This is a genomic window from Variovorax paradoxus (assembly GCF_022009635.1).
Taxonomy (GTDB): Bacteria; Pseudomonadota; Gammaproteobacteria; order Burkholderiales; family Burkholderiaceae_C; genus Variovorax.
In genome coordinates, this window is the sequence record NZ_CP091716.1 from 6723908 (window position 1) to 6741688 (window position 17781).

The following is a 17781-nucleotide window of genomic DNA, read 5'->3' on the forward strand; positions in this document are numbered from 1 at the left end:
ATCGCGCCCTTTTTGGGGGATTCCCAAATGAACACGCAAAACACACGCAAGTACCAGTACGCCATCGTCATCGGGCGCTTCCAGCCCGTTCATTTCGGACATCAACGACTCATCGAAGAGGCCTCCCGCGCCGCCGATCGGGTCATCGTGGTGGTCGGCTCCGACCGGCAGCCGCGCAGCGTCAAGAACCCCTTCACCTTCGACGAACGCGAACGCATGGTGCGCGCCTGCCTTCGCAGCAGCGACCAGATGCGCGTGAGCGTGGTCGGCGTGGGCGACTCGCCCTACAACGACCAGATCTGGATCGCGTCGATCCAGTCGGCGGTCGAGCGGCTCATCGCGCAGGACGGCCTGGCGCCCGCCAAGGCCAGGGTGGCGCTGGTGGGCCACCTGAAGGACGCATCGAGCTACTACCTGAAGATGTTCCCGCACTGGGAGTTCGTCGGGCAGAACAGCGTGGAGAGCCTCAACGCCACCGACGTGCGCAGCCTCTACTTCGACCCCGAGAACCGCGGCCAGCTCGCGCGCGCCGACCTGCCCGACGGCACGGCCGCTTTCCTCGACCAGTTCACCCGCACCGCCGACTACGCCGAGCTCTGCGAAGAACGCGCCTTCCTGGTCGACTACCGCGACAAGTACCGCTACGCGGGCAGCGACTTTCCGCCGATCTACACCACGGTCGACGCCGTCGTGGTCGAGGCCGGCCACATCCTGCTGGTGCAGCGCAAGTTCCATCCCGGCAAGGGCACCTGGGCGCTGCCCGGCGGCTTCGTCGGCCAGCAGGAGCGGCTGCAGGAGGCGGCCATCCGCGAGCTGAAGGAAGAAACCCGCCTGAAGGTGCCGGTGCCCGTGCTCAACGGCAGCATGAAGGCCAGCCACGTGTTCGACGCGCCCGAGCGCTCGCAGCGCGGCCGCACCATCACGCACGGCTTCTTCTTCGAGCTGGCGCACAACCAGTGGACGGGTCTTTCGGACGTGCGCGCCGACGACGACGCGGCCGAAGTGCGCTGGGTGCCCATTGCCGAGTTCCTCGACATGCAGGAGCGCATCTACGAAGACCACTTCTTCATCGCGAATCATTTTTTGGGTGGCCTGGGCAAGAACTGAACGCCCCGGCCTTGTCAGCAAGAACGGCCCCGGTTGACGGGGCCAACGTGAAAGGAGCTTTCACATGAACCGCAATCTCACCTCCTCGCCCCTGGGCAACAACCTGCTGCTGCGTACCGACTCCTACAAGGTGTCGCACTGGATGCAGTACCCGCCCGGCACGCAGACGGTGTACAGCTACATCGAGTCGCGCGGCGGCATCTTCAGCCACTCGCTGTTCTTCGGGCTGCAGGCTTACCTTCGCGAATACCTGCAGACGCCGGTGACGCGCGACGACGTGGAAGAGGCCGCCCTGCTCATGGCCGCGCACGGCGAGCCCTTCAACCGCGAAGGCTGGCTGCGCCTCATCGAGAAGCACGGCGGGTTGATGCCGGTGCGCATCCGCGCCGTGCCCGAGGGCAGCGTGACGCCGGTGCACAACGTGCTCGCGACCATCGAGAACACCGACCCCGAGTTCTTCTGGGTCACGAGCTTTCTCGAAACCGAGCTGCTGCGCGCCATCTGGTACCCCACCACGGTGGCCACGCTGTCGGCGGCCGCGCGCACCACGCTGCTGCGTTACCTGGAAGCGACCTGCGACGACCCGCAAGGGCAGATCGCCTTCAGGCTGCACGACTTCGGCGCGCGGGGCGTGTCGAGTCTCGAGTCAGCCGCGCTTGGCGGCATGGCCCACCTGGTGAATTTCATGGGCACCGACACGCTCGCCGCGCTGGTGGCGGCACGCCGGTACTACGACTGCGACGTGGCGGGCTTCTCGATTCCCGCCGCCGAGCACAGCACCATCACGGGCTGGGGCCGCGAGCACGAGGCGGATGCGTACGGGAACATGGTCGAGCAGTTCGGCAAGCCCGGCGCCACATTCGCGGTGGTGAGCGACAGCTACGACATCTTCAATGCCTGCGCGCGCATCTGGGGCGAGGAGCTGAAGGCGAAGGTGGTGGCCTCGGGCGCGACGCTGGTGGTGCGGCCGGACTCGGGCGACCCGGCTGAAACCACGCTGAAGGTGGCGCAGATCCTGGCCGACCGCTTCGGCACCACGACCAACGCCAAGGGCTTTCGGGTGCTGAACAACGTGCGCATCATCCAGGGCGACGGCGTGAATCTCGATTCGCTGCGGCTGTGCCTGTCGAACTTCTTCCACAACGGTTTTTCGACGGAGAACATTTCCTTCGGCATGGGCGGCGGTCTGCTGCAGCAGGTCAATCGCGACACGATGCAGTGGGCGATGAAGTGTTCGGCCATGCAGGTGAACGGCGAGTGGCGCGATGTCTACAAGTCGCCCGTGGGAGACGTGGGCAAGGCTTCGAAGAAGGGGCGTCTTGCATTGGTGCGCAATGCGAACGGCATCGAGAGCACCGTGCGTGAAGAGACACTGGCGGCGGGCCAGGCCGATCTGCTGCAGACGGTGTTCGAGAACGGGCGCATTGTGGAGAGCACGACTTTCGATGCTGTTCGCGCGCGTGCTGCCGCGGGGGTGAATCAGTTCATCACTTCGCGGGCGCCGCTGTAGGCTTTGTCGGGTCAGGCGTTTCGGGAGGGAGTGCAACAAGGCATCGCCATAATCCGCGCAACTCCCGGATTTCATGACCAAACTCCTGATCCTCAGCGTGAGCGCCGGCAACGGCCACGTGCGTGCAGCACAGGCGCTTGCCGCCACCGCCCAGACCCTCGCCCCGCCCTGCACGGCGGTCCACATCGATGCGATGGCCCACGTGGCCGGGGGCTTTCGCAAGGTCTACACCGACTGGTACATCCAGCTCGTGAACCGGGCGCCCGAGCTCTGGTCGTACCTGCACCAGCGCACCGACACCACGCCCCACCACGCGCCCTCGCAGCGCCTGCGCCGCGGCATCGAGCGGCTGAGCACCGGCGCGCTGGTGAAGGAAATCCGCCGCGAGCAACCCGACGCCGTCATCTGCACGCACTTTTTGCCTGCCGAGCTGCTGATGCGCGAGCGCAACCGGGGCCGCATCGACTACCCCGTGTGGCTCCAGATCACCGACTACGACCTGCACAACATGTGGCTGGTGCCGGGCATGACCGGCTACCTCGCTGCCACCGAGGAAGTGGCGTTCCGCCTGCGGGCGCGCGGCATTCCGGCGGACCGCATCCATGTCACCGGCATTCCCGTGATGCCGGCATTCTCCGAGCCCGATGCTCCGGCGCTCGCGCGCGACGCCTGCGCGGCGGAGCTGGGCCTCGATCCGTCGCGGCCGGTACTGTTGATGGCCTCGGGCGGCGCGGGCGTGGGCGACCTGCCGAGCATGGTCGAGCGCGTGCTCGGCCTCGGCGGGGAAGGCAACTTCCAGGTGATCGCCGTCGCGGGCCGCAACGTGGAGGCCTACGGCAAGCTCGAGGCGCTGGCCAGGCGCCACCCGGGCCGCGTGGTCGCCATCGGCTTCACCAACGAAATGCACAAGATGATGGCCGCGTCCGACCTCGTCGTCACCAAGCCGGGCGGGCTCACCGTGTCGGAGTGCCTGGCGCTGGGCAAGCCGATGCTGCTGATATCGCCCATTCCCGGGCAGGAAGAACACAACGCCGGCTTCCTCATGGAAGAAGGCGCCGCATGGCTGGCCTACGACGCCATCGGCCTCGACTACAAGGTCGCGCGCCTGATGGCCGACACCGCCAAGCTCGCGAACATGGCCGCCCGCAGCCGCGCGCTGGGCAAGCCGCGGGCGGCGCGCGCGGTGCTGCAGCACGTGCTGTCGGATCGCGCCGCATGAACCGCGACACTGAAAAGACCGGCGTGGGCCGCACGCTCGGCTATCTCGTCTGGGTGGCCGTCATGGCCTTCTTCTTCGCCAATGCCGAAATCCAGATCGAAGGCGGCGCCGGCTGGGCCACGTCGCTGCCGACCTGGCGCATCGAGAACAGCATCTGGCTCGACATCTTCTGGGGCGGCCGCGCGATGACGGGCTACCACGCATGGGTGTTCACCTTCATGGCGCTGGTGTTCTTCTCGCCGCTGGCCTTCAACGGCCGCTGGACGTGGCGCGACGTCGGGCTCGCGGTGGCGGGGCTGATCGTGTTCTGGGTCTGCGAGGACTTTCTGTGGTTCATCATCAACCCGGCCTTCGGCTGGGCGCGCTTCAACCCGACCGACGCGTTCTGGCACAAGCACTGGCTGTGGGGCGCGCCGGTCGACTACTGGGGCGGCCTCGCGGTGGCGCTGCTGATCCTCACGGTGCGCCACTGGAAGAAGCGCAAGCCATGACGATCGCCTCCGACGCACGCCCCGGCCACTGGGCCGACCCGCTCGACGAGCTGCGCGTCGAGAACCTGCACCGCATCACGCCCACGCTGTACCGCAGCGCGCAGCCCCGTCGCGCCAACATGGCGGCGCTGCAGTCGCTGGGCATCCGCACCGTGGTGAGCCTGCGCTCGTTCAACGACGACAAGAAAGTGTTCGCCGGCTCCGGCGTGCGGCTGGTGCGGGTGCCGATCAACACCTGGTCCATCGACGACGCCAAGGTGCTGCGCGCGCTGCTCGCCATCCGCGAGGCGGAAAAGCAGGGCCCGGTGCTGATCCACTGCATGCACGGCGCCGACCGCACGGGCGTGATCGCGGCGGTGTACCGCATGGCCGTGCAGGACTGGGACAAGGACAGCGCCCGCCACGAAATGCTGCGCGGCGGCTACGGCTACCACACGCTGTGGCGCAACATCCCGCGCTACATCGAGCGCCTCGACCCCGCCCGGATGCGCCATGCGCTGGCGCATGCCCCCGTGATTCCCGTGGTGTCCTGAAGGCGCCAGCGGCTTCCAGACCCCGCTCCTATACTGGCCGCCCCGTGGCCGACGGCCATCTGCGAAGCTTCACGAAGGGCTCTTCCATGGCACTGCAAATCCGCTCCCTCATTCGCTCGAACGGCGAGCTCGAACTCTCGCTGCACGACGACCCCATTCCCGAACCGCAGGCCCACGAAGTGGTGATCCGCGTCGAGGCCTCCCCTCTCAATCCGTCGGACCTCGGCCTGCTGTTCGGCGCGGCCGACATGAGCACCGCCAAGGCCTCCGGCACCGCCGAGCGGCCCGTGGTCACGGCCACCGTGCCCGAACGCGCCCGCCCCGCCATGGCCGCGCGGCTCGACCAGTCGATGCCGGTCGGCAACGAAGGCGCGGGCGTGGTGGTGAAGGCAGGATCGTCGCCCGCCGCGCAAGCGCTGCTGGGCAAGACCGTGGCCGCCATCGGCGGCGCGATGTATTCGCAGTACCGCGCCGTACCCGTCGCGATGTGCCTCGAACTGCCGCCCGGCACCACCGCGGCCGAAGGCGCATCGTGCTTCGTCAACCCGCTCACCTCGCTCGGCATGGTCGAGACCATGCGCAGGGAAGGCCACAAGGCGCTGGTGCACACGGCGGCGGCGTCCAACCTGGGCCAGATGCTCAACAAGATCTGCCAGAAGGACGGTATCGCGCTCGTCAATATCGTGCGCAAGCAGGAGCAGGAAGACCTGCTGCGCGGACTGGGCGCGAAGTATGTGTGCAACGCGACCTCGCCCACCTTCCTCGAAGACCTGACGCAGGCACTGGTCGAGACCGGCGCCACGCTGGCCTTCGACGCCACCGGGGGCGGCAAGCTCGCGGGGCAGATCCTCGGCTGCATGGAAGCGGCGCTGAACCGCACCGCCAAGGAATACAGCCGCTACGGCTCGACCACCCACAAGCAGGTCTACATCTACGGCGGCCTGGACCGCGGCCCGACCGAGTTCGTGCGCAACTTCGGCATGGCCTGGGGCATGGGCGGCTGGCTGCTGTTCCCGTTCCTGCAGAAGCTGGGCGACGAAGGCACGCAACGCCTGAAGGCCCGCGTCGTGGCGGAGCTGAAGACCACCTTCGCCAGCAAGTACACGCGCGAGGTGTCGCTGGTCGAGGCGCTGCAGCTCGATGCGATCGGGGTGTACGGGAAGCAGGCGACGGGGGAGAAGTTCTTGCTGAATCCGAACAAGGGCGCGACCGCTCCCCAGTAGTCCCGCACGCCGCCGGGGCCCGATCCTGACGCGGCCGAGCGCTGCGTCAGGGCAACGCCGCTCAGAAACGCTCAGTTTCAATTTCGCCTTCAGCTCTAACCTGACTGGCCGCCACTCGCTCCCGCTACACGGCGGCGCGCAGTGCATCGAGCCAACGCAGCAGGTGAAGAAGGACACCCGAAAAAGAGCATGACGAACATCATTTCATCGGCATCGCCGCGACGTCTCGCGGCGTGGCCCACCCCCATCACCCGCGCGGTGGGCATCGCTGTCCTTGCCGGCCTCGCAGCCTGCGGCGGCGGAGGTGGCGGCGGATCGCCGGGCTACTTCTTCCCGGCGGCCACGCCCCCTTCGTCGCCCGCGCCTTCGGTCACGCCCGAGCCGGCTGCGCCAACGAGCTTTCATATTTCCGGCACGGTGTCCGGACTGGAAAGCGGACAGCAAGTGACATTGCTCAACAACGGCGGCGACGCCCTCGAACTGAACGCCAACGGTGCATTCGCCTTCCCGACCGCCGTGACCGGGGGCTATGCCGTCACCGTCAATCAGCAGAACAGATGGATGGTCTGCACCGTGAGCAACGGCGACGGCTCGGCAAGCGCCGACGTGACCAACGTGAGCGTCGTCTGCGGTACGGGCGCAGCGGAAGTCAGCACCCTTCAGACGGCTGCGTTCGCGGGCCCCGTGGGCGCCGCCTTCGACGCCGCCGGCAATCTCTATGTCACCGAATGGAATGGTGGTCTTCGCAAGATCGCGGCGGACGGAACCGTCACCACGCTGGCCTCGGCGCTCGACAATCCGTTCGGGGTCGCCGTCGGAAGCGACGGCAACGTGTATGTCGCCAGCAGCGGACAGCACAAGGTGCTGAAGATTTCGCAGGCCGGCGTGGTGACGACACTGGCGGGCAGCGGTGCCCAGTCGTCGAACGACGGTATTGGAACCGCGGCCACCTTCTTCGGTCCCCGCGGCCTCGCGATCGACAGCGCCGGCAATCTGTATGTGGCCGAGTCCGAAGGCAACAAGATCCGCAAGATCGATCCGGCGGGCGTGGTCACGACCCTGGCAGGCGGCAACAACGCCGGATTCGTGGACGGCACGGGCTCGGCGGCGAGATTCAGCAGCCCGGCGCACATGACCCTGGATGCCGACGGCAACATCTACGTCGTGGACGGGCTCAACAGCAGGGTCCGCAAGATCACGCAGACAGGCGAGGTCACCACGCTGGCCGGCAACGGGACCAGGACGTCTGCCGATGGCATCGGTGCCGCGGCCAGCTTCAACTACCCGTACGGCATCGGGATCGACAGCAAGGGCTATTGCTATGTTGTCGAAACCGCCGGCAACAGGGTGCGGCGCATCTCGCCGTCTGGCGTGGTCACGACCCTTGCGGGCAGCGACACCAGAGGGGCGAGCGACGGCATCGGAGCGGCGGCGCAATTCAGTGCCCCGGCCGGCCTCGCACTCGACAAGAACGGCGATCTCTTCATTGCCGAAGAAGGGAGCGGAAAGATCCGCAAGCTCGTGCCCGCGCCCGCGCACTGAGTTGCACGACGCGAGAAAAAAGGCGGCCCGCGAGGGCCGCCTCTTCATGGCCGGTCAACTCTTCGCGAGCCCGGCCGTTTCGCTCGCAGGTGCCGCCACAGCCCCGAACAGCAATGCAGCGCCATCGTTCGACTGCCTGATCGCTTCGCGCGCGAAGTCGCGCATCGCCGCTTCGTAGTCCGCGACCGCCGCCAGCACCGGCGTTCCTTTTATCGCCGCAGTTCCGAGCCTCTCCGCAAGCATCGCCGCATCGTGCAGCGCCGTATTCGCGCCAAGCCCGCCCGCCGGGCTCATGACGTGGATCGCGTCGCCGAGCACAGTCACGCCGTCGCTGGTCCATGCGGGCGGCGCGTTCATCGTGCGGATCGGCAGCATGGCGACGTCCGACGGCTCGGCTCCTTCGAAGAGCGCGCGGAAGCCCGGGTGCCAGCCGGCGGTGTGCGACAGCACCGTGGCATGGGCGTGGCCGCGCGGGTCCGACGCGGGGTTCAGCCGGTCGTTCGGCCCGATCACCCCCCAGTACAGATAGTCGCCCAGCGGCTGCCTGAACTTCATCGGATCGACGATGACCGCGAAACGGTCGGCGAACGCGACCGATGTCCTGGCGAGGAACAGCGGCGCGATCTGAGCGGCGGTGGCGGCCGTGAACAGGGTCTTGCCGTAGATGCAGGTCGAGCCGGTGTCGACCGGCGCCACGCCGGGCAAACGCAGCGCTCGCAGCGTGGAGTTCACGCCGTCGGCGGCCACGAGCACATCGGCCTCGGCCGTGCTGCCGTCATCGAACTTCGCGCGCCACGCATTGCCGCTTTCGTTGCGCTCGTAGCCAGTGAACCCGCGGCCGAGATGCACGTGCGCCTCGATGCCGCGCAGCAGCACCTTGCGCATCGCCAGCCGGTCAGCATTGAGATCTTCGACACGCCCGACGGGCGCATCGTCGCCGCCGGCGCGCTGCCACGAGGCGACCCATCTGTCGCTGACCGGTTCGAGGTCCGGGCCGATGAGGTTCACGCCGTCCACGGGAATCGCGCAGCTGTCGCGGAACAGCGCGTTCAGCGCGGGCGGCAGGCAGGCCTCGATGGCCTGCTGGCCGGTCTGGTCGATCTTGATGCGGAATCCCTGCGGGCGGCTGTCCGGGGCGGTGTCGCGCTCGTAGACGTCGAAGGAAATGCCGCGGCGCTGAAGGCCCTGGGCAAGGCACAGACCGCCGAGGCCCGCGCCGATGATGACTATGTGCAAGTCTGCGCTCCTGTAGTTGAGGTCCGGACATTCGGACAGGAGGAGTGTTTGCCGGGTGGGGCCGAAGGCGGTAACGCCATCTGGACCAAAAACAGTGAATTCTGGCCACTCAGGCTATGACGTTGCTAAACCACCAGCCGATACCCCACCGCCGTCTCAGTCAACAGATGCCGCGGCTGCGCGGGGTCGGCCTCGAGCTTCTGCCGCAGGTGCCCCATGTAGATGCGCAGGTAGTGGCTCTGGTCGGTGTACGACGGCCCCCACACCTCGCGCAGCAGTTGCCGCTGCGTGAGCACGCGGCCTGCGTTCGCGACCAGCACCGACAGGAGCCGGTACTCGGTGGGCGTCAGGTGCACCTCGGCGCCTGCGCGCCGCACCAGCCGCGCCGCGCGATCGAACTCGATCTCGCCGAAGCGGAACAGCGCCTCGGCCGGCTCGTCGTTGCCGCCACCACCGCCCGCGGCGCGCGGGCGCCTGAGGTTGGCCCGCACGCGCGCCAGCAGCTCGCCGGTGCCGAAGGGCTTGGTCAGGTAGTCGTCGGCGCCGGCATCGAGCGCGGCGATCTTGTCGGCCTCGTCGGTGCGCGCCGACAGCACGATGATCGGCACCGCCGACCAGCCGCGCACGTCGCGGATCAGCGAAACGCCGTCGCCGTCGGGCAGGCCGAGGTCGAGCACCAGCAGGTCGGGCTGGCGCGTGCCGGCCGCCGCCAAGCCGTCGCGCAAGGTGCCGGCTTCGTGCACCAGCCAGCCCTCGGCCTCGAGCGCGCCGCGCACGAACCGGCGGATCTGCGGCTCGTCTTCGATCACGATGGCGGTGGGGGCTGGCATGGCTTCAGAGTTGTGCTTCGGCGGGTTCTGGGGGGTCGCGACGCGGCAGGGTGACCGTGAATTCTGCACCGCCGTCGCGCGCGTTGCCTGCCGTGATCTCACCGCCGTGCGCACTCACCACCGCCTTGCAGATCGCCAGGCCCAGGCCCACGCCCGGCGTGGCCGACTCGACCTCGCCGCGCGTGAACTTGTCGAACAGCTTCTGCTCGTGGCCGAGCAATGCGGCGGGCAGGCCGGGCCCGTGATCGCGCACCGTGAGCACCAGCGTGCCGGGCTCGGCCCGCGCGCCGACCTCGATGGGCGGCGCGCCGTACTTGGTGGCGTTTTCCAGCAGGTTGACGAGCACGCGCTCGATCAGCACCGCGTCGAACTCGACCAGCGGCAGCTCGGCGTCGAGTGCGGTGCGCACGACAGTGTTTCCCAGCGAGGTGCGCGCCGCGCGGATGGCCGAGCCCACCACCTCTTCCACCGACTGCCAGTCGCGCCGCAGGTTGACCGCGCCGCCGGCGATGCCGCTTTCGAGCCGCGCCATGTCCAGCAGGTTGTTGACCAGCGCATGCAGCTCGTGCGCCTGCGCGACGATGGCGCGCGCGGCGTTGTCGTGCTCCTCGGGCGGCAGGGTCTGCAGCGACTCGGCCAGGGCGATCAGCGCGGTGAGCGGCGTGCGCACGTCGTGCGAGATGGCGCCGAGCAGCGCGTTGCGCAGCCGCTCCGATTCCATCTCTACCACCGCCTGCTGCGCCACCTCGACGTAGTGCACCCGCTCCAGCGCAATCGCGATCTGCCGCGCCAGCGTGTCGAGCTGCTGCGCCTGCTCGGGAATGAGCAGCCAGCGCGGCTGCGCGGGCGACAGCGCCAGCACGCCGCGCACGCGCATCGGCGCGCGCAGCGGCACGTAGTGCCAGGGCTGCGCGGCCAGCGTGGCGGTCGCAAGGCCCGCCGGCTGGCCGTGGCGGAAGGCCCAGTCGGCCACCTGCGGATCGAAGCCCTCGGGCGCATGGGCCGGCAGCACGAGCTGGTCGGCCGCGTCGGTCACCAGCACCAGCGCATGGCCGCCGAAGTGCCCCTGCACCGCTGCCGTGCCGAGCGCGACCACCTGCGAACTCTCGAGCGCGGCGGACAGCTCCCGCGTCAGCTCGAACAGCGAGCGCGCGCGCCGCTCGCGGCTGGTCGACACGCCGGCCGCGAAGCGCAGACCGGCCGTGAGCTGCCCCACCAGCAGGCCGACGCCCAGCATGATCGCGAAGGTCAGCACGTACTGCACGTCGCTGACCGCGAAGGACATGCGCGGCGGCACGAAGAAATAGTCGAAGGCCGCCACGTTGAGCAGCGCCGCCAGCGCCGAAGGCCCGCGCCCGAAACGCATCGCCACGCCCACCACGCCGAGCAGGAACAGCATGACGATGTTCGACAGCTCCAGCACGCCTGCCAGCGGCGTGCAGATCAGCGTCAGCGCGACGCTGGTGGCGGTGGCCCAGGCATAGCCCGGCCAGTAGGTCGGCGCCTTCTCGTGGTCGTCGCTGTCGATGCGCGCGCCCTCCAGCGGCGCGCGCGACAGCCGGCGCGAACTGTCGGCGGGCGCGACTTCCATGATGTCGAGCGCGGGCGCGCGCTGTGCCAGCGCACGCGACAACGGCGGCGACGCGGCCGCCGGCCACCAGCGGCGCCAGCCCGTGGCCGGCTCCGGGCGCCCGATGACCAGCGTGGCGCAATTGAGCCGCCTTGCCTGTTCGGCGAGCTGCTCGGCCACGTCGGAGCCGGTGAGCACCGCCGTGGCGGCGCCCAGTTCTTCCGCCAGCTTGAGCACCGCGAGGATGCGGTCGCGCTCGGCGGCGGCCAGCCTCTGCAGCCGGGGTGTCTCCACATACACCGCATGCCAGCGCACGTTGAGCTGGCCCGCCAGGCGCGCGGCGGTGCGCACCGTCTGCGCCGCGCCTTCGTGCGGGCCGACGCAGGCGAGGATCGCGCCCGATGTGTTCCAGGCCTGCAGCCCGCGCCCCTTTCCGTTCCCGCCGGCGCCCGGCCCCGACTGCTCCACGCGCCAGCCGCGCACGTCGTCTTCCACGTGCTCGGCGGTGCGCCGCAGCGCGATCTCGCGCAGCGCGATGAGGTTGCCCTTGCGAAAGAAGTTCTGCGCCGCGCGCTCGGCCTGCTGCGGCAGGTAGACCTTGCCGGCCGCGAGCCGCGCCGTGAGTTCGTCGGGCGTGACGTCGACCAGCACCACTTCGTCGGCCTCGTCGAGCACGGTGTCGGGCACGGTCTCGTGCACCCGCACGCCGGTGATGGCACCGACTGTGCCGTTCAGGCTTTCCAGGTGCTGCACGTTGAGCGCCGACCACACCTCGATGCCGGCGGCCAGCAGCTCCTGCACATCCTGCCAGCGCTTGGCATGGCGCGAGCCGGGGGCGTTGGTGTGGGCCAGTTCGTCGACCAGCAGCACGGCGGGCTTGCGGGCCAGCGCGGCGTCGAGGTCGAACTCGGCGAGGGTGCGCCCGCGGTAGGCCAGCTCGCGCAGCGGCAGCGCCTCGAGGCCGGCGAGCAGCGCGGCGGTTTCGCTGCGGCCGTGGGTCTCGACCACGCCGATCAGCACGTCGCGCCCGGCGGCGCGTTCGCGCTGCGCGGCGCTGAGCATGGCCCAGGTCTTGCCGACGCCCGCGCTGGCGCCGAAGTAGATGCGCAGCTTGCCGCGCTGCGCGCGCGCCTCGTCGCTGCGCAGTTGCGCGAGCAGGGCGTCGGGGTCGGGGCGGTCGTCGAGCATGGGTGCCGTGCAGGTTATCGCATCGGAGGGTCCTTGCGGCGGTCGGTGCGGCGCCGCGCGGTGCGCGAGAGCACCCACCACGCAAAGCCGAGCGGCACGAACAGCGCCGCCATCGCCAGCAGGGCCAGAAGCAGGTCAGTGACCATGGCCGAGGCCGCAGCGCGCGAGGTGGTCGCGCCAGCTCACGAGCCGGCCGATCTCGCCCGAAGGCACGCATTCGATCAGGCGATGCAGCACGTCCGCGTAGCTGCCGATCGGCAGGCGGATCATCAGGCGCACGCAGGGCGCATCGCTTTCCTGCGTGCTGCAGGCGTGCAGCAGCGGCTCGCAGCGCACCACACCCGCGTCGGGGCAGCCGGCCACACTGCGGCGCACGCGCAGGGCGTCGGCGCAGCAGACGGTGACGTCGAGCACGTAGTACGGGCTTGTGCCCTGCTTGCTGTTCGGCTTGCTCATGGGTGCGTGCGTTCGCGGCACGCCGGGGTGTTCTCGGTAGGCGGCATAGGCCATGGTCTGTTTCTCCTCAACGGGACGTCGAAGGACTGAAGGAACCTGCGAAGGCATCGAGCGCGATGTTCAGCGCGAGCACATTGACGCGCGACTCGCCCAGGAAGCCCCACTTGGGCCCTTCGGTGTTGTCGGCGATCAGCGTGTTGATGCGGTCGAGAGGAATGCCGCGCACGCGTGCGACACGGGCCGCCTGGTAGCGCGCGGCGGCCGGGCTGATGTCGGGGTCGAGCCCGCTGGCCGACGCGGTGACCAGGTCCACCGGCACCGGCGCGGTGTTGCCAGGGTCGGCCGCGCGCAGCGCCTCGACGCGCGCCTTCACGGCATCGGTCAGCGCCGGATTCAGCGGCCCCTGGTTGGAACCGCCGGAGGCCACGCCGTTGTACGGCTGCGGCGAGGTGGCCGACGGGCGGCCCCAGAAGTGCTTCGGGTCGCTGAAGTTCTGGCCGATGAGCCTGGAGCCCACCGTGGTGCCGTCGAGCACGATCAGGCTGCCATCGGCCTGCGCCGGGAACACCGCCTTGGCGGCGCCGGTGACGGCCATCGGGTAGATCAGGCCGGTGAGCGCGCTCAGCAGCACGAAGAGCACGAGCGCGGGGCGGGCAATGTTGCCGCTGTTGTTGTTCATGATGAAGAACTCCTCAGACGAGATGGACGACGACAAGAAGCCAGTCGATCAGCTTGATGCCGATGAAGGGAACCAGCAGGCCGCCCAGGCCGTAGATGGCCAGGTTGCGGCGCAGCAGCGACGCGGCGCCCACGGGCCGGTAGCGCACGCCCTTGAGTGCCAGCGGAATCAGGAACACGATGACCAGTGCGTTGAAGATCACCGCGCTCAGGATGGCCGACGACGGGCTCGCCAGGCGCATCACGTTCAGCGCGCCCAGCTGCGGATAGGTCGACACGAAGATCGCCGGGATGATGGCGAAGTACTTCGCCACGTCGTTCGCGATCGAGAAGGTGGTGAGCGAGCCGCGCGTCATGAGCAGCGCCTTGCCGGTCTCCACCACTTCCAGCAGCTTGGTCGGGTTGGAGTCCAGGTCGACCATGTTGCCGGCCTCCTTGGCGGCCTGCGTGCCGCTGCCCATGGCCACGGCCACGTCGGCCTGCGCGAGCGCGGGAGCGTCGTTGGTGCCGTCGCCGGTCATGGCCACCAGGCGGCCTTCGGACTGGTACTGGCGGATGAGCGCCAGCTTGTCCTCGGGCGTGGCCTCGGCCAGGAAGTCGTCCACGCCGGCCTCGGCGGCAATGGCGGCGGCGGTGAGCTTGTTGTCGCCGGTGATCATCACCGTCTTGATGCCCATGCGGCGCAGTTCGGCGAAGCGCTCCTTGATGTCGGTCTTGACGATGTCCTTGAGCTCGACCACGCCGAGCACGCGGTTGCCTTCGGCCACGGCCAGCGGCGTGCTGCCGCGGCGCGCGGTTTCCTCGGCCGCGCGCAGCACTTCGGGCGCCATGCTGCCGCCCAGCGCCTCCACGTGGCGGCGCACCGCCTCGACGGAGCCCTTGCGCAGCAGCACGTCGTCGGCGTCCAGGCTGTTGGGCGCGGCCGGCAGGTCGACGCCGCTCATGCGGGTCTGCGCGGTGAAGGGCACGAAGCGCGCGCCTTCCACGGCGGTGGTGTCCAGCCCGTCGCGGCGGGCCAGTTCGACGATGCTGCGGCCTTCGGGCGTCTCGTCGGCCAGCGAAGCGAACATCGCGGCGCGCGCAAGGCGGGCCTTCGGAATGCCGGGCGCCGGCAGGAACGAAGTTGCCTGGCGGTTGCCGTGCGTGATGGTGCCGGTCTTGTCCAGCAGCAGCACGTCGACGTCGCCGGCCGCTTCCACCGCGCGGCCCGAGGTGGCGATCACGTTGGCCTGCATCATGCGGCTCATGCCGGCCACGCCCACGGCCGACAGCAGCCCGCCGATGGTGGTCGGGATCAGGCACACCAACAGCGCCACCAGCGCGGTGAGCGACACCACGGTGCCGGCGCCGGCGGCTTCCACGCTGAAGATCGAGAACGGCAGCAGCGTGACCGTGACCATCAGGAACACGATGGTCAGCGCCACCAGCAGGATGGTCAGCGCGATCTCGTTGGGCGTCTTCTGGCGCTTGGCGGCCTCGACCATGCCGATCATGCGGTCGAGGAAAGACTCGCCCGGGTTCACGGAAATACGCACCACCAGCCAGTCGGACAGCACGCGGGTGCCGCCGGTCACGGCCGAGAAGTCGCCGCCCGATTCGCGTACCACCGGTGCCGATTCGCCGGTGATGGCGCTTTCGTCGACCGAGGCCACGCCTTCGATCACCTCGCCGTCGAGCGGAATGACGTCGCCGGTCTCGACCAGCACCACGTCGCCCTTGCGCAGGTTGGGAGCCTGCTCCGGCAGCCACTGCGCGCCGTGGTGCGGCTCGTGCAGCTTCTTGGCCCAGGTGTCCTTGCGCAGGCCGCGCAGCGAGGCGGCCTGCGCCTTGCTGCGGCCTTCGGCCAGGGCTTCGGCGAAGTTGGCGAACAGCACGGTGAACCACAGCCAGATGGTCACGGCCAGCACGAAGGCGGGCTTCATGCCGGTGTCGCCCGGGAAGCTCAGCGCATGCACCCAGAGCACCGTCGTCAGGATGCTCCCGATGTACACGATGAACATCACCGGGTTGCGCCACTGGGTGCGCGGGTTGAGCTTGGCGAAGGCGGCCCACAGCGCGGGCTTGACCAGCGCCGCGTCGAACAGCGAAAGAGATGTCTTGGTATTGGCAGTAGTCATGTTGCGCTCCTTCTCATTTCCAGAGCACGAGGTGTTCGACGATGGGCCCCAGGGCCAATGCCGGCACGTAGTTGAGCAGGCCGACCAGCAGCACCGTGCCGATCAGCAAAGAGACGAACAGCGGGCCGTGCGTGGGCAGCGTGCCGCTGGTGACGGGCAGGCGCTTCTTGGCGGCCAGCGCACCGGCCACGGCCAGCACCGGCACGATCATCGCGAAGCGGCCGAGCCACATGGCCAGCGCGAGCAGGCCGTTGTAGAAGGGCGTGTTGGCCGACAGGCCCGCGAAGGCGCTGCCGTTGTTGTTGGCGGCCGAGGTCAGCGCGTACAGGATTTCGGAGAAGCCGTGCGCGCCGGGGTTGGCGATGCCGGCCTTGCCGGCGCCCGCGATCACCGCCACCGCCGTGCCCGCCAGCACCAGGACCGGCGTGACCAGGATGGCGATGGAAATCAGCTTCATCTCGCGCACCTCGATCTTCTTGCCGAGGTACTCGGGCGTGCGCCCGATCATCAGCCCGGCAATGAACACCGCGAGCATCGCGAAGATCAGCATGCCGTAAAGGCCCGAGCCCACGCCGCCGAAAACCACTTCGCCCAGTTGCATCAGCACCATCGGCACCATGCCGCCCAGCGGGGTGAGCGAGTCGTGCATGGCGTTCACCGCGCCGCAGGAAGCGGCTGTGGTCACGGCCGCGAACAGCGACGAGGCGTCGATGCCGAATCGCAGCTCCTTGCCTTCCATGTTGCCGCCGGCCTGCAGCGCGCTCGACACCTGGTCCACGCCCAGCGAGGTGAACAGCGGGTTGCCGGCCTGCTCGGCGGGCGTGATGACCATCACGGCGATGACGAACATGATCGTCATCGCGGCCAGCACGGCCCAGCCCTGGCGCATGTCGCCGACCACATGGCCGAAGGTGAAGCACAGCGCGGCCGGGATCAGGAAGATCGCGATCATCTGCAGCAGGTTCACCAACGCCGTCGGGTTCTCGTAGGGATGCGCCGAGTTGGCGTTGAAGAAGCCGCCGCCGTTGGTGCCGAGCATCTTGATGGCTTCCTGCGAAGCCACCGGGCCCATGGCCAGCGTTTGCGTCTTGGTGGTGGCGTCTTCCATCACCGGCTGGCCCTTCTCGTCCTTCAGCGGCTGGCCGTCGGCGCCGTTCTTCGGCTGCTGGAACGCGGTGGTCTCCAGCGTGCTCACCTCCTTGTAGGCATCGAAGTTCTGGATCACGCCCTGGCCCGCGAAGATCATCGCGAGCACGAAGGAGACCGGCACCAGCACCCACAGCGTGATGCGCGTGACGTCGGCCCAGAAGTTGCCCACCAGCCCCTTGCCATCGCCGCGCCGCGCGAAGCCGCGCACCAGCGCGAAGGCCACCGCGATGCCGGTCGCGGCGGACAGGAAGTTCTGCACCGTGAGCCCGAGCATCTGCGTCAGGTAGCTCATGGTCGATTCGCCGGCGTAGCCCTGCCAGTTGGTGTTGGCCACGAAGCTCACCGCGGTGTTGAAGGCCGAGTCGGGCGACACCGCGGTCATGCCCGCGGGGTTCAGCGGCAGCCAGCCCTGCACGCGCTGCAGCGCGTAGAGAAAGATCGCGCCCACGGCGTTGAAGGCCAGCAGCGCGAGCGCATATCGCAGCCAGTGCATCGACTGCTCCGGCTTCGTGCCCGCGAGCTTGTAGAGCGGCGCCTCGACGCGCTGCATCCAGCGCGGCACGCGCTCGTTGCACAGCGCGGCAAGGAACTTGCCGACAGGCCAGGCCAGCACCAGCAGCGCGGCCATGAAAAGGGCCAGCAGGCCCCAGGCGGAGGAGGTCATTTCAGAATTCCTCCGCGCAGATCAGCGCGAACACGAGGTAGGCGAAGAGCACCACGGCAATCAGCGCGCCGAAGCCATAAAGAACTTCGAGGCTGATCATGACGGCGCTCCGTCGGTCTTGTTCGATGGTTTCGGTGCGTCGAGCCTGTTCAGCCCGACCACCATGGCCCCCACCACGGCCCACAGCGCCAGCAAGGCGCCCATCCAGACGATGTCCATGCATCACTCCTGCAAACGAGAAAAGATGGGCTTCAGTCTCGGCAGTCGT

The 17781-nt window shown here is 68.8% G+C and carries 17 protein-coding genes; 7 read left to right on the plus strand and 10 right to left on the minus strand.

All coding sequences use genetic code 11. From position 1 onward, the window contains the following. Nucleotides 1-27 precede the first annotated feature (27 nt). The 7 genes from L3V85_RS31525 (at nucleotide 28) to L3V85_RS31555 (ending at nucleotide 7625) form a co-directional block, all read left to right on the plus strand. On the plus strand, nucleotides 28-1107 hold the full coding sequence (locus L3V85_RS31525; protein WP_237676528.1) for a bifunctional nicotinamide-nucleotide adenylyltransferase/Nudix hydroxylase: 1080 nt from the start codon (nucleotides 28-30) through the stop codon (nucleotides 1105-1107). 64 nt (nucleotides 1108-1171) lie between these two features. Next, a complete protein-coding gene (locus L3V85_RS31530) occupies nucleotides 1172-2617 on the plus strand; it encodes a nicotinate phosphoribosyltransferase (protein WP_237676529.1) in 1446 nt (481 codons plus the stop codon). Nucleotides 2618-2690: 73 nt separating this feature from the next. Beyond that, nucleotides 2691-3836, plus strand: coding sequence for an MGDG synthase family glycosyltransferase (locus tag L3V85_RS31535; protein ID WP_237676530.1), 1146 nt, complete (start codon nucleotides 2691-2693; stop codon nucleotides 3834-3836). Beyond that, nucleotides 3833-4327 (plus strand): hypothetical protein, encoded by a 495-nt coding sequence (locus L3V85_RS31540; RefSeq protein WP_237676531.1) that lies wholly within the window; start codon nucleotides 3833-3835, stop codon nucleotides 4325-4327. The genes L3V85_RS31535 and L3V85_RS31540 overlap by 4 nt, the downstream gene beginning before the upstream one ends. Then, nucleotides 4324-4860 carry a dual specificity protein phosphatase family protein gene (locus tag L3V85_RS31545; protein ID WP_237676532.1) on the plus strand — a complete coding sequence of 179 codons (537 nt, stop codon included), beginning with the start codon at nucleotides 4324-4326 and terminating at the stop codon, nucleotides 4858-4860. Before L3V85_RS31540 ends, L3V85_RS31545 begins: the two co-directional genes overlap by 4 nt. Nucleotides 4861-4946: 86 nt before the next feature. Then, entirely contained in the window at nucleotides 4947-6083 is a 1137-nt protein-coding gene (locus tag L3V85_RS31550; protein WP_237676533.1) for a zinc-binding dehydrogenase, read from the plus strand. 189 nt (nucleotides 6084-6272) lie between these two features. Further along, entirely contained in the window at nucleotides 6273-7625 is a 1353-nt protein-coding gene (locus tag L3V85_RS31555; protein ID WP_237676534.1) for a hypothetical protein, read from the plus strand. A 54-nt stretch (nucleotides 7626-7679) separates the two neighbouring features. Here L3V85_RS31555 and L3V85_RS31560 read toward each other — a convergent pair whose 3' ends face one another. From L3V85_RS31560 to L3V85_RS37380, 10 genes are all read right to left on the minus strand, one after another. Further along, nucleotides 7680-8861, minus strand: a complete 1182-nt coding sequence (locus L3V85_RS31560; protein ID WP_237676535.1) for an FAD-dependent oxidoreductase — start codon at nucleotides 8859-8861, stop codon at nucleotides 7680-7682. A 125-nt stretch (nucleotides 8862-8986) separates the two neighbouring features. After that, a complete protein-coding gene (gene kdpE / locus L3V85_RS31565) occupies nucleotides 8987-9691 on the minus strand; it encodes a two-component system response regulator KdpE (protein WP_237676536.1) in 705 nt (234 codons plus the stop codon). Nucleotides 9692-9695: 4 nt separating this feature from the next. Continuing rightward, nucleotides 9696-12449 (minus strand): DUF4118 domain-containing protein, encoded by a 2754-nt coding sequence (locus L3V85_RS31570; RefSeq protein ID WP_237676537.1) that lies wholly within the window; start codon nucleotides 12447-12449, stop codon nucleotides 9696-9698. A 14-nt stretch (nucleotides 12450-12463) separates the two neighbouring features. Then, nucleotides 12464-12595 carry a hypothetical protein gene (locus L3V85_RS37375; RefSeq protein WP_272934377.1) on the minus strand — a complete coding sequence of 44 codons (132 nt, stop codon included), beginning with the start codon at nucleotides 12593-12595 and terminating at the stop codon, nucleotides 12464-12466. Then, nucleotides 12585-12905, minus strand: coding sequence for a hypothetical protein (locus tag L3V85_RS31575; protein WP_237676538.1), 321 nt, complete (start codon nucleotides 12903-12905; stop codon nucleotides 12585-12587). Before L3V85_RS31575 ends, L3V85_RS37375 begins: the two co-directional genes overlap by 11 nt. A gap of 67 nt (nucleotides 12906-12972) precedes the next feature. Beyond that, a complete protein-coding gene (gene kdpC, locus L3V85_RS31580) occupies nucleotides 12973-13584 on the minus strand; it encodes a potassium-transporting ATPase subunit KdpC (protein ID WP_237676539.1) in 612 nt (203 codons plus the stop codon). A gap of 13 nt (nucleotides 13585-13597) precedes the next feature. After that, entirely contained in the window at nucleotides 13598-15700 is a 2103-nt protein-coding gene (gene kdpB, locus L3V85_RS31585) for a potassium-transporting ATPase subunit KdpB (protein WP_237676540.1), read from the minus strand. 13 nt (nucleotides 15701-15713) lie between these two features. Further along, the gene (gene kdpA / locus L3V85_RS31590) at nucleotides 15714-17513 is read right to left on the minus strand and encodes a potassium-transporting ATPase subunit KdpA (protein ID WP_237676541.1); all 1800 of its coding nucleotides are present in this window, start codon (nucleotides 17511-17513) and stop codon (nucleotides 15714-15716) included. Nucleotide 17514: 1 nt separating this feature from the next. Beyond that, nucleotides 17515-17613, minus strand: a complete 99-nt coding sequence (kdpF, locus tag L3V85_RS31595; RefSeq protein WP_019657711.1) for a K(+)-transporting ATPase subunit F — start codon at nucleotides 17611-17613, stop codon at nucleotides 17515-17517. Then, nucleotides 17610-17732: a hypothetical protein gene (locus L3V85_RS37380; RefSeq protein ID WP_267898696.1), complete on the minus strand. Its 123-nt coding sequence runs from the start codon at nucleotides 17730-17732 to the stop codon at nucleotides 17610-17612. The genes kdpF and L3V85_RS37380 overlap by 4 nt, the downstream gene beginning before the upstream one ends. Nucleotides 17733-17781: the final 49 nt, after the last annotated feature.